General features: G+C 50.1%; 12 protein-coding genes and 1 pseudogene. 8 read left to right on the top strand and 5 right to left on the bottom strand.

The window, feature by feature from the left end:
• Nucleotides 1-213: pseudogene (locus VI234_RS20730) on the top strand (IS1595 family transposase); the annotation flags it as partial.
• A 394-nt stretch (nt 214-607) separates the two neighbouring features.
• Nucleotides 608-1,714: an outer membrane protein assembly factor BamB family protein gene (locus VI234_RS20735; protein ID WP_336331161.1), complete on the top strand. Its 1,107-nt coding sequence runs from the start codon at nt 608-610 to the stop codon at nt 1,712-1,714.
• 442 nt (nt 1,715-2,156) lie between these two features.
• Here VI234_RS20735 and VI234_RS20745 read toward each other — a convergent pair whose 3' ends face one another.
• Genes VI234_RS20745 through VI234_RS20755 form a run of 3 tightly spaced genes read right to left on the bottom strand, consistent with a single transcriptional unit; the run spans nt 2,157 to nt 4,575 of the window.
• A complete protein-coding gene (locus tag VI234_RS20745; RefSeq protein ID WP_336331162.1) occupies nt 2,157-3,356 on the bottom strand; it encodes an outer membrane protein assembly factor BamB family protein in 1,200 nt (399 codons plus the stop codon).
• A 42-nt stretch (nt 3,357-3,398) separates the two neighbouring features.
• Complete coding sequence (locus tag VI234_RS20750) at nt 3,399-3,932, bottom strand: PH domain-containing protein (RefSeq protein ID WP_336331163.1); 534 nt, start codon at nt 3,930-3,932, stop codon at nt 3,399-3,401.
• A gap of 1 nt (nt 3,933) precedes the next feature.
• Complete coding sequence (locus VI234_RS20755) at nt 3,934-4,575, bottom strand: hypothetical protein (protein WP_336331164.1); 642 nt, start codon at nt 4,573-4,575, stop codon at nt 3,934-3,936.
• Between the two features lie 1,351 nt (nt 4,576-5,926).
• On the opposite strand from VI234_RS20755, the gene VI234_RS20760 reads away from it, so the two are divergent.
• The 5 genes from VI234_RS20760 to VI234_RS20780 all read left to right on the top strand — a co-directional run bounded on the left by VI234_RS20760 (nt 5,927) and on the right by VI234_RS20780 (nt 10,592).
• Nucleotides 5,927-6,943 (top strand): outer membrane protein assembly factor BamB family protein, encoded by a 1,017-nt coding sequence (locus VI234_RS20760; RefSeq protein ID WP_336331165.1) that lies wholly within the window; start codon nt 5,927-5,929, stop codon nt 6,941-6,943.
• Between the two features lie 335 nt (nt 6,944-7,278).
• Nucleotides 7,279-8,091 carry an outer membrane protein assembly factor BamB family protein gene (locus tag VI234_RS20765; protein WP_336331166.1) on the top strand — a complete coding sequence of 271 codons (813 nt, stop codon included), beginning with the start codon at nt 7,279-7,281 and terminating at the stop codon, nt 8,089-8,091.
• A gap of 140 nt (nt 8,092-8,231) precedes the next feature.
• Entirely contained in the window at nt 8,232-9,221 is a 990-nt protein-coding gene (locus VI234_RS20770; RefSeq protein ID WP_336331167.1) for a hypothetical protein, read from the top strand.
• 100 nt (nt 9,222-9,321) lie between these two features.
• Complete coding sequence (locus VI234_RS20775; RefSeq protein WP_336331168.1) at nt 9,322-10,179, top strand: ParA family protein; 858 nt, start codon at nt 9,322-9,324, stop codon at nt 10,177-10,179.
• Nucleotides 10,176-10,592: a hypothetical protein gene (locus tag VI234_RS20780; RefSeq protein ID WP_336331169.1), complete on the top strand. Its 417-nt coding sequence runs from the start codon at nt 10,176-10,178 to the stop codon at nt 10,590-10,592. Before VI234_RS20775 ends, VI234_RS20780 begins: the two co-directional genes overlap by 4 nt.
• A 182-nt stretch (nt 10,593-10,774) precedes the next feature.
• Here VI234_RS20780 and VI234_RS20785 read toward each other — a convergent pair whose 3' ends face one another.
• Together VI234_RS20785 and VI234_RS20790 are read right to left on the bottom strand one after the other, a co-directional pair.
• A complete protein-coding gene (locus VI234_RS20785) occupies nt 10,775-11,485 on the bottom strand; it encodes a hypothetical protein (protein ID WP_336331170.1) in 711 nt (236 codons plus the stop codon).
• On the bottom strand, nt 11,485-11,775 hold the full coding sequence (locus tag VI234_RS20790) for a hypothetical protein (RefSeq protein ID WP_336331171.1): 291 nt from the start codon (nt 11,773-11,775) through the stop codon (nt 11,485-11,487). Before VI234_RS20790 ends, VI234_RS20785 begins: the two co-directional genes overlap by 1 nt.
• A 446-nt stretch (nt 11,776-12,221) precedes the next feature.
• Between VI234_RS20790 and VI234_RS20795 the strand changes: the two genes are divergently transcribed.
• The coding region (locus tag VI234_RS20795; RefSeq protein ID WP_336331172.1) for a hypothetical protein at nt 12,222-12,734 on the top strand (513 nt) is incomplete at its 3' end.

The raw sequence follows: 12,734 nt of genomic DNA on the forward strand, positions 1-12,734 counted from the left end.
GTCGTCCACGGCGACGGCGAATACGCCGACGACGAGGTGCACGTCAACGCCTGCGAGAGCCACGCGTCGCGGGTGCGACGGTGGCTCTCGCCCCACCGAGGTATCTCCAAAGACAAGCTAACACAGTATCTCAGAGCGTTTCAACTACGCCGAGAGCTGTTTCGGAAACCCGGCCGAGACGCTCTCAAACACGCTGTTCGAGCAACTCTGTGAAATCAACAATGTGCTACGGATGAGCGTTGTAGTATTATGCTACCGAACGAAACCCCGTAACCGATTTTAGGCTGTTTCCGGCTCAGTGTGACTGAAGAGGTTCGAAACGGAAGAGGGGTTCGTCGCTTTAGATCTCGGAGAGTATCACCAACGATCCTCAACCCACGAGTATTCATAGCTATTAATAATTTTTCTATCCATCTTATATCAATGACTGAGCGTTTCCAATCGTTTTAATACAATTAATATACAATTACTATCACCGTAGTGCTAAATACAATACTAGGCCACTACTTGTAAATTAGAAGTAATGACTGCTGATAAATCAAAAACATACAGTCGACGAACATTGCTGACAACACTTAGTACTGGACTCATAACAGGATGTCTTAGGATGGGTGAGAATCCAAATCAGACACGGACTCCGCCACCTTCCACAGAGTCTCAGTCGGAAACTACGACTTTCGAATCCGGACCGCCTCAGGTTACTGAAACATGGAATATGGACAGACGTGGCTTTGAGGTGGTTATTGAAAACGAGCAAGCATATATTTCTAACCTTTCGTCACTCTACGCAGTCAATACCCGAACTGGCGGGGTTCAGTGGGAGACAGAATTAGATACACTATTATGGGGAGATAATATCACTCTATCTGATGACGTTCTATATTTGAGTAGTACTCAAGCCGACGATAGCGATACCGGAGCGAAACTATATGCCCTATCGGCTGAATCCGGAGATATCCTGTGGGAGTATGAATCAGATAATGAAGAGCTGGGGCCACATCCGATGGTTATTGATAGTACAATTATAATTTGTGGACAGAAACAAGGAGGAAGCTTTGATCAGAGTACTCCATATACGGTTTATTGCGTAAACAAAGAAAACGGTGAATTAGAATGGAAAACCGAGTCAACAGGTGGGCATGTTGATAGCCTGTATTCTCTTGATGGAAAAATAATTGTAAACTCAACCGATGACCGGGTGTTTGATCACGAGAGTGGTGAACTAGACACTGAGAGTCCCCTGAGCGATACAATCAAAAGAGTTGACTATTTTTTAGATGACTTTGGATATACCCTTCCTTCAGACGGAAATATTATCATGAAAAAAAGACGCCTTCCTACCGGTGAAATCGAATGGGGGACTGATGTAATATCGTATGAAAAAGACAGATATAATCCCATTAATCGCCTATACAAATCAAACCAACTATATATTGTCGGTAAAAATAATATCTGGTCGGTTGATAATGAAACGGGAGAAATAAACTGGAAGACCAATATAAAACCGTCCCTTCTTTCTGACCTTGTTTATACCCAAGATCATATCTGGTCGAGCTATGAAGGTACTAATGAATTGGTTGCAATTAATAAAAAATCGGGGAACAAATATGATATTGGCAATGTGAATGAAGAACCCATCCATCTAGGTACCACCGATACTTCGGTTATTGTAGCTAATGAAGAGTCTGGTGTTAGACGATTAGATCTAAGCTGAAATTCATCAATTCAAAATACTCTTATCGTATGAATTATTGGTGGAGACACAATTTTGAAATCTGTTTGGAGCGCTTCTTTCCTCGGTTTTCGTTGGACACGACGATAAAGTTGATACACTTCACGATACGGCGTCAGTTTGCCCTTGGAGTTACTTGGTGAGGCGAGAGCTAGGATTACGCCAGCGATCCATCGCCCACTAGGTATTGACGTGAACGTTTCCCTCGGCGTACGCAATAGTCCGCTTATGGACAGGCCATACAAGTGCGACGCCCCGTTGTGATCTCTAATGCCAGATCCCAGGTACAGTTCGTGAATCTTAATCGGATCTCTATCTTGGTCTACCAGCGCTTCCATCGCTGCCTGCAAGCGCTGGTCGCGCCTCAACTACAATTTCCAGTTACAGTTGAGGCTTGACCAATAATCTGTTACCCGGGAGTGATTCAAAAATTAGGATCCAATTTGAAGGTCTCATCCGCGGAACGATCCGAGATGATAACTTTGCCATCTTCACCAGCAATTCCGGGCGTAGTTCCAAATGTCTTCGTCACGAATTCTTCTTCGCCATTGTACTTAACGGCATGAATCCGCTCTACCTCATCTACTGCCCATAAATAGTTGTCAGATACTTCCAATGGAGAGTTCTGTATTTTCACACTGTCACCAGATGCGTACTCCCATTTCTGATCTCCATTTTTCCTACTAATGGATTTGATTTTGCCATCTGCAATAAGTAATAATTGGCCAGACACCTCAGATATTACCTTTGTGTTGATACTATCTATTCTTCCAATTTGCCCAGACCTCCAAATTATCGTGTCAGACCTCAAGTCATATTTGAACACCTCCTCGCTCAATAAGAATAAATAATTCTCATACTGATGGAAACGCACATACTCCGAATCGATGAGACTCCCTGCTATTGTGTCGCCGGTTTCAATATCTAATACTGTAACTCCGTCACCCGGGACAGAAATATAGACCCTATTGTTGAATGCCGCTATATTCAATATGTATTCGCTATCAAATGTGGTGTCCCAGACGGGATTGCCGGCTAAGTCTACGCAATATACTGTGACTGATCCTTCCTGTGCACCGTCAGTGGAGAAATTGTCACTGGCCAGGATAATGTGATTGCTGCTGTGTACCGGACTTGGGCTAATATCTTTTCCGACTGTGTCGAATTCCCATACCTTCTCACCTGATTGATTAAGTGCATATAGAATGGCAGTTTCGTCAGACCCATTTTCGTATACATAGGAGGGTGCTAGAACAAGATCTTCAGTATAAGAAAACGATTCATCATTAATACCCGCTGCAGGACGGTTATCTCTGAACCTCCATTCTCTAAATCCAGTACTGGGATCCATTGCTATGACGTCACCGCCGACGGCGTAGAAATATCCATGGTTGAAATAGCCGCGTCTGAACGTTGTTTCATTACTCCAGTCAATGTTAGATTTCTCAAATAGGCTTTCAGTCTCAGTAGGCGTGTTGACTGCAATGTCAGAATTTTCGGCATCTGGAGCGCTTTTTTCCGGAGTTGAAGAACTAGGTGTCGCAGTGCCTGCCTCTTCTTCTTGGAAACTTAAGCAACCCCCTGAGATTGCAGATAGCGCTAATAAGTACTTACGTCGTTGCATGGCATGAGAGTTTTTTTGATTATGGTCGTTTGGTTCATGAAATTAGTCCACTTGCTTGGCACACGTTCTGATGGTTTCGTAGACCGCCTCAGGCTCGTCGACGTTCTCTAATCGAAGCGGACCCAGCCCACGGTTCATCGAGATCGTTCCGTACCCCAAAATTGACTGAATACGGTTCTGGTTCAGTTCGTGACTCCGGAGTTTATCGAATCGAATTCCCTTTGAGTGGGTACGGAACAGGAGCTCGTATTCTTGCTCAACGCGACTCCTTGTCACCGTATAGGTTGTCCTGACAAGAATAATAGTCCGGACCAGAAACCGGACCGTCAATACAAGCCCGAGTAGGAGGACAACGAGTGCTGCCGTATTTGTAATATCCGGTGATCCAAGCGTTTCTGGATTGAGTTGGAGGTACCCAACCACACCCAAACTGAGGAGTAAGACGACAGCTAGTCGAATCAACGTTGGCTTGGTCGTCGGATTGGTTTCGAGCATGACTTTGTCGTAGCCATCCGGCTGGTCTGTGGTGGTCGGCTGACTCGATCCATTCGAAGTCTGTTGGTCTTGTTGTGACATGTTAGGTAAGGATGTATGCGATGATTGACCCGGTAACGTAGACGACCGGTGAAAGAGCAACAGCGACGACGGCAATCGCCGCGTTACTCCGTGTTGCGCGATGGTTGATCCGAGCGCCAAGATACAGGGAAAAAAGGTAATATAGTAGCGTCAGTGTAAGAATTGCCAAAATCCACTGCCCCTCGGTCGAAATGGTAGTAACGCCAAGAGAGTCTGGTCGGCCACCGGGAAGCTCAACTCCCGCTCCGAGTGCGTCGATGATGGCATAGACGAACGCGGCCTGAAGGTTCCTGATGAGTTGGCGTGCGCCACTGACGCCAGCTTGGTTAGTCAGATACCAGACAGCGGAGAACGTCGCGACGAGGTACGCACTTGTCGTGTACACGACAGTGTGCATGCTCTGGACAATACCTTGTGAGTCCCGGACAATGAGGACGCCCACGTGGAACGTCACTAGCGTGATCGCAGTTGCTATGGAGATGAACAAGGAGTTCTGAATAAACGCCATGAGCAACTGCCAACTGGCCACTGGATCAATACCATATGAACCAGCGATTCTGGCGTAGTTCTCTGGAGCAGGCTGTGAGGACTGGACACCAATGCCAGCGAGGGTGAGTGGGATCGCGTATGCGGCAAGGTTCACGATATAGACTCCCAAAAGTGACCCTAACTGTCGGATCACACCAAGCCGGGAAGCCCCATACGAGTCCGTTTGAAATTCAACAAATTTGTGCGGACGAAAGATGGCATCAAATCCACCACGTAGTATTGCCCCCACACCTCTCACAGGCATATACCACCCCTATTTTATCAGGGATACTTAGCTTTTGGTTTCATAGTACTTTTTGAATAGTCTGTTTTTAGTATCGACAATTATATTGGTTGAATATGACTCGCCGAGCTGGGAGATTACCCCTAATCATTACCGTAACCGTGTCGCTCTGGACTGCTGGACTTGTGCTTGGATATTTGTTTACCCTTGGATCTCTCCGAAATCTCCTCTGGGCCTGCTGGGGAGCCTCAATTCTTTTGCTGCCGCTTGTAGCCATAGATAGTCGACAAGCTGGGTCATTCTCGTGGCCGGTCATTGGTGGGATCCTCGTTCCAGGACTCAATTTGGTTGTGGGTGCCGCCTACGCCCTGTCACAGTTCCGCCATCGGCACGGAAAAGCGAACAATCACCATGGTTTGCTTTTCTTTTCTGGAGTCTTCGCTGCTACACTTGCTGTTGTCGTAGCTCCATACGTGCTTGGTCCAATCGCGCTTGTCTGTGGCTATGTGGTTCGCCGGCAATACAGCTCCCGGGAAGGGGCGCTCATGTTGACGGCCGGAAGTGTCACCACGCTATTCGGGTTGGCACTGAACGTGGTCGTGTTCCTGTTTCTCCGGCCTGGTCCCCTACTCTGAACACAGTGGAAAGTGGGTGTGAATCGCTTCTGCGCCTGCAATAGCTATTATATCCCAGTAGCGGTGAGATGTCGTAATAGCAGGATATGCCAAGTATATTGCCCGTTTGAAAACCATTTTGTTATGGATATTCTTGGAACGAATATGACGTGTTTTCAATGCCGAACAATACGCTTGGTTGACGTTATCAGGATATTCACCCCATTTGCTCAACCTATCACAGCACACTATACTCGCTTGAGCCCAGGACATGATTTTGAGCGATTCTCGTCAAACCACCGAATGAGAATGGACAATTCGCGACAGACTTCGAAGCGGTTGACAGGGGTGACTTATTTGCAGTCAAATCGAGATACTGTGACTCAGTTATCTGGGTGTGGCTCATGACCGATAGTAATCTGACGCGGTATAGTCGACGGACGCTACTCGCAACACTTGGTAGCGGCTTCCTCACTGGATGTCTCAGAACAGGGACTGAAACACCGTCAACTGCCACTCAAACCGATAAACAGGCCAGCACAGAACGTTCAATAGACGAAACAACGACGGTCCCACCGACAACAAGTACGCCTAAACCACCTGTATCGTTGACCCGAGAGTGGAACGCATTTTTCAATCCAACAGGAAAAGCCATTGTAGACGGAAACACAGTCTATTCCGGGTCACAGAATGGCGTTCGGGCCCTCTCGACAGACGATGGCACAGAACGCTGGCGAACGGAACAAGAGCATATTTCACTGCTTGGAACAGTTGATACTGATACCCTCTACTATACGTCGTTTCTGAAGCCTGGGCTGTACAAGGCTAATACAGAGACCGGGACAATTGCCGCGACAGCGGACGTTGGCCCCGCTGGTGGGCCACCTGTTGTTACGAACGACCATGTCGTGGTCGGGACCGACCACAACTCTGATGATGACACGACAAACGAGATCGTCGGATTGTCGAAACGTGACTTCAGTCGGGTTTGGTCGGTTTCTGAAACTGGGAGATCGTACACAGGTGGCGTCGCGTTCGAGGGACAGGCTATTGTCGGGTTCGGGACCGGAGATCAAAATCGAATCGAAGCCCGGAATCCGGCTACGGGGACTGTTACTTGGACCGTTGACGGCTACGTGACCGCACCGCTCCGGCAGTACGACGGGAGCCTGTACGCGCCAGTTGCTGGTGGGGCTGGCGTAGAGCTGGTGAAAATCGACCCTGACGGCTCTGTTGCTTGGCGACATTTACTCGAGGAACAGAACGACTCCATGTATGTCTACACTGCGGCACCAACCTTCTATCGCAATCGTGCATATTTTGCTTCCTACTCACAGGTACATGCAGTTGATCTTGACACAGGTGAAACAGTATGGCAGACGACTACTGATCGACCTATGAAATCTTCACCAGCTATCGTCGGCGACTATGTGTGGGTTACACCGACTGATTTGCCTGATGAAGAGCGCAATCGCGAGTTGTACGGGTTCGATATTGAAACTGGAAAAAAACAGGTCCAGACTCGCTTCGCTGCTTCAACGCACGACGCCCTCGCGTTAGGAAACACGTTGGCAGTCGTGATGGAAAATCAGGTTGGAGCTTTCTCACTGAAGACAAACACATGAAGCGACGGGAGTTACTCACACTACTGGCAGCTTCCGGAACCGGTGGTTGCCTGAGTTTCCAAGACGCCGATGAGTCGGAACCGACAACACAAGCAGGGTCAGCCACGAGGACCGTTTCCCAAGGCACACAGAGAGCGACCAACACACCGTCGGACTATGCGTCGACAGCCGCATCGGTTGAGACAGTACAAACACTCTCAATGGATATCAGTGCACTATCGGCGACTGGAACATCGTATCTGGTCGCCACTCGCGACGAGATTCAACTCCGAAATTTTGGCTCGGCGACCCCTTTAGCTACGCTTGAGGCACCAGTCAACAGTTCAGTTGTCGAATTGACTGACTCAGACTGTTATGTTGGGAGTCAGGCAGCCGACGACAATATCTCGACGATTTACCGGTTCGACGCGGAGAATGGAGAACGACAGACAAGGACCGAAATTCAGGGCAATATATCGAGACTCACCACAGTTGGGGACCTGCTCGTGTGTAGCACAGTCGAAGAGTCAACTGAGTACGAAGAGCGGTATGCGAATCACATCATTGTATTGGATCGAATAGGCCTCAATGAAAAATGGACGAATACGGTCGGAAACAGTGCGTTCTCAAGTGGACTAAGCCGATTAAATGATACACTCCATATTGGCTTTGAGAACTTCCTCGTTGGCTTTGCGGTGACAGATGGAACAATCCAGTACCGCGCACCGCTGAACGTCGGATACCCAGTGGGCTACCAGGGCGATCTGGTAGCCGATGTAGAGCGAGAACTACGCAGACTCGATCCAGAAACATTAGAGTACAAGTGGAGTGTCGGAAGTGAAGTCGCTGGGCGACCAGTGATCGTGGGAGAAAACGTCGTCGTACCGACAACAAATGGCCTCCTTTGTGCTAACATTAGAGACGGGCAACAGCGCTGGTCACGTACATTGGAGAATGAGAGTGGTTTGACACCGGAACTGCTGGTATACCAAGGTGGCCTCCTGTGGTATGGTACTGCCATTGATGAACTGTACGGCCTTGTTCCGACAACAGGCGAAACAGCATTTTCAATGGGAGCCGATCTCACCCTCATTGCTGCAACAACTTCTGGAGTCGTCATCAACTCTGGATACGAAACTTTCGAGCTCCAAGTTGTCCCTCGAGAGTAGTATTGATGACTGGAGAAAAATAGTATAGAAGAATCTGATACTACATGAGTATAGTATCAAGTATTACATTCTGATTACCTATACATTCACTTTATCAGATAACCAAATGCTTAATAACTGTTAATAATTCGACCTAGCATATGACAGACATGCACCGACGTGATTTTCTCAAAATTGGTGGGACCATCGGTGTCCTGCACACTTCAGGATGTCTTCGGTTTCAGGGAGGTGAGAGTACGGAAGAGATGGAGTCTCCAGATTCAGATAGAGCCACCGCCACTGAAACACAGACTATTGGTGAAAGTACTACAGCCAATCCGTCAAAAAGCCGTAAGAGCTCCCAAAAGGTGGATAAGTTCTATCTAGATCACTTCGACGATGGGAAACTCGACGATTCAGGTACCTTGTATGCCAGGGTAAACGGAACTCGAACAGAAATCAATGGAACCTGGCAGGGCGACACATCGATCATGTCTAACCAAGCTTGTGCAAGGTATTCATTCGAACTTATTGAGGACGGGTCAGTCATTGAGTCAAGTGGCCAAAAGCCCCTCATTTATGGATATCAGTACGTCTTCGCACAATCAACGGACGCGGCATTCATCACCCATCAACCGTCGATTTCTGCTGACTGGGAGCGAACACTTAGACTCTCGTACCCCAGCGGCGAATACGAGGTCACGCCAGATATACAACCTGACAAGGGTGTGTTTGAGTTTAATTTCGCTGATTCAGATGTAGAACCCGGTCGCTATGATTGGGTTCTAGAGCTTACTCCAACCGATGGTTATACCATTGAGATTGGAACATTTCTTGACCAACTCATTCAAGTCAAACCCCCTGAGGACAGTCCGTTCCCCAATACTTCAGAGGCGAGGGAAAATGCGGGGGCTGTATCACATTCCGCCGCAACAACAGTCCAGCCATCGCAAGAGGCGTCAGACGGTAGTCTAACAATACAAGATAGCGGCCATGGTGGGGGAACAGGTAGTGATACCACGGGACGTTTTCTCACTAGAGATGTCAGTATCGAATGCCCTTCAGGGTGTACATTCGGGACAGAGTCGAACCGTAAATTTCGCATCAACAACCTGACTTCTGGGACTTCACTCACATTCACAACAGTGTGAATCTGACCGCATAGTTGTCAGAAATTCTGCGGCGGAGAGTAATATCACTCTATGTCTGACGGACTTATTTGTATCACCGATATGTATACAGTATCTGTATATGGCATCAATACAACGGGCGGCAACATACGTCGAAAAGGGAGGCGTTGGAAAGACAACCAGCGCCGCTCACATCGCCGTTGCCGCACACAATATGGGCCACGAGGTGCTCCTGGTCGACCTTGCCGGGACACAGAACGACCTCGCGACTCACTTCGGGCTCTCCATCGTCAACGAAGACACCGCAACCGACGGTGGCGTCTCCATCGACGCACCGATCTCGGCTGTCTTCGGTGACGACTGGGCGTTCCTCCGAGATAACATCGACGACTTGCTGGATCGGATGACGTTCGCGACCGACGAGGGGCCGGATCTCATCCCAGCTGATCCAGGCCTGGGTGGCGCAGATAACAACCTCGCGAACGTCCCACTCGAAGAGCGCTACCAGAAACTCGATGGCTTTGTCGAGGACCTCGTCGCCGAACAGTACGACCTCGTCATCTTCGACCTCCCGGGCAAGGAGGATAACATCGCACTCAATGGCCTCTTCGCTGCCCGAAATGTCGTTGCCCCACTGAAGCCTGGTGCCTTCGAGCGTGACCAACTCCAGAAACTGGATGCGACGCTGGAAGAAATCAGTGCTGACCTTGATGTCGACCTCGGCCTGGCGTTGATCATTCCCACGATCATCAGTAGTCAGGAGACACTCTCAGAGTCATTCGTCGAGTATGTGACCGAGGAGTATCCCGAGATCGTGGGCGAGCCTGTCACGAAGACCGCTGACATCGGAAACAACCAGAACGCGGGCCGGACGCTCTTCGCCGTCCCTGATGATGAGCTCTATGCGACCGGGAAGCGAGCCCGTGAGGCGTACAGTGCGAACACTGAGCAACTGCTGCACAGACTCACAGACCGATGAGCGACACCACAGACGACCGAGACCCCGAAGAGCTACTCAAACAATCGAAGGAGCAGAAACGGCACCAGAGCGAGCCACAGCAACAAGACACTGAGCCCGACGTGCCGTCGTTAGAGGAGTACATCGCCGACGTCTACGAAGAACTCGATGCTGGCGAAGTACCGACGAACCTCACCATGCGAGACCGGAACCTCGCAGCGTTGATCCGTGGCCTCGACGAGGCTGGACAACTCGATGCTGTCGGGGCCGATGTTCGGGAGTATCTCGACAGGGGCGCTACTGATTCAGAGAGTCGCGGGTCAGTCCTGGGATTGCTCGTCCGGGCAGGACTTGCGGAGGTCCGACCTGATCTCATTGAGGCCGGCGAAGACGGGTATGAGCGCTTCACCGAGCGGCAAGAGACACAGTTCTGAGTCGCCGTTTCGACATCACAGATCAGTCATCTGTATGTGCGTTCGGACTTGCATATTGTGTATCTGTATACTGTATCTGGATTCTGTATCTAGATATTCAATCTGACTCTAGTCTACAGATATTCGATATAGCAACATAGAGTTTACCGGCTCAACGGCTGCGAGTCAGCAGTCTCTGTAGGTTACGCCTTCGAATCGTCCACGCCGGCGAAGCCGCTGGCCACGTCGACGTCAGCCACACCCTCGAAGTCACACCGGGGACACGTAATCGACAGTCCGTCGACGGCCCCCACCGCACCGCCCTGGAAGGTCCCGTGACAGATCGACTTTGAACACGACGGGCACGTGACCGACTCAAGCGCGACAGGTTTCTCGTGGCGCAGACAGTCCTTGCAGGCCGAGTATGTGGGACGGACGGTATTGGAGCGGACAACACGATACGCAGCCCCAGGGTTCCCACCGCCACAGGCCGGCTGTGCTTCACCGAACGCAGCTGCCTGTGGGTCCGGGAAATGGTACGTGTCTCCTCCTCCCGTCACGACCACCCATGGAACTTGCTGGGTGAGTATCTCGACGTCGTGGACGTCGAATACCTGGCCGTCCTCAGTCCAGTCTTCGGTCGCAAGCACGTGGAGCGACGCTGTGTAGCGGTCCGGATACGCGACGAGCTCTAACCCGAACACCGACGCCCCGCAGGAGAGACGACAGACACGCTTGGACTCGCGAGCATCGCTCGGGTCTTCGATGGACCGGTCGACGACATCGGAGACATCCCAGGTTCTCGAGTCGCCGTTGACGACGAGGACATCACCTTCCTCGATGCGCTGGATTGTCTCGACAAGTGCTGAGTCCATCCCAGCGTCGACGGTCGCAGCTGCGTCGGTCGCGCCCATCAGTCATCACCAGGCACCGTGTCGGGATGGGCGTTCCAGAGCCGGCGGGCGGGGCCGTTCTTCGGCGGCGTTTCGTAGTCGATATCGTGGCGGTCCAGCACCCGGTAAATCGACCGCTTCGAGACATCGTGTGCGGTGGCGAGGTCGACAACATCGAAGCCGGCCTCGAGGGCCGCTTCGAGATACGGTGCCGACGTATAGGCGTCCGGAGAGAATTCGTCCAAGTCGAGTGCAGCGACGAGTTCGGCCTGGCAGTCCTGCATCGGGGGCTGTGAATCGGGGTCAGTCATTGACCTATATGTCAAGGTGACTAGCTACTGTTCCTAGAGTGTTTCGGGGAACGACGCTAGTAAGCAGCATCAAGACAGCGGCAATGGATGTCAATACACCTCCCTCTACCCGCCGTTCAATTTATTCGTCGAGATCAGTCTTCACTCAACAGATCTTTTATACCCATTGGAGTTAGTCACAACAGTGATCATGACCGACCCATTGAGTGACTAGTCAACTTCTCATCATTACTGAGGACTCAGTGGTAACCACAACTGCATGAAGTCGCAATCTTCAATTGATGACAGTATTGTCCCGACCCTGCAGCGAGCGAAATCCATTGCGCTTTGGTGTCAATTTAATCTGTTGGCTTACTCCACGCGACTGTGTCGGAAGAATGCTCACAGGTGTGAACTACATGTATGGCCCGATGTTCTTTAAGTAAGGGTGTTGGATTTGTGCAGTAATGGGGCGTTCAGAGTCGGGGCAAGAGATATGGGAAAAGCAACAGCGGTTCATAGAACAGGCGATCGTTAGCCGTTTGAATGACCACCCAGCATGGCCACGTTCGGTCTTCAGACTTGAATTAGAAAAAGCAAATATCTACCAAGACCGTTCTAACAAAATCCTTCATCAATTAGAGGGGGAGGGGGTAATCGGGTCAACCAGTGTTGAACTCAACGATAACGAAATACCATTTATAACCCGACCAGAGAGTCCCACCCCATCACCTGAAGATGAAATCAAAGAAGCTACCGAAGCACTCAATTCATTTTATTTAGAGAGTTCAGATTTCTCAGAACTCACTGCATTTACAGCACTCTGCAAAATTGATGACGAGATTGGTGATAATATAACAGGAACGCTCTTGCGTAGTAGATTGTTGATAGCGAGAGCTGCGGCTGAAAGTCGAAGAGGGCAAGGGCACCGCGCCAGCGGTGCCCGATATGTTCCCAATAAGTCGATTCGTGTCGGAATC

This window comes from Haloarcula sp. CGMCC 1.2071, assembly GCF_037078445.1.
GTDB lineage: Archaea > Halobacteriota > Halobacteria > Halobacteriales > Haloarculaceae > Haloarcula > Haloarcula amylolytica.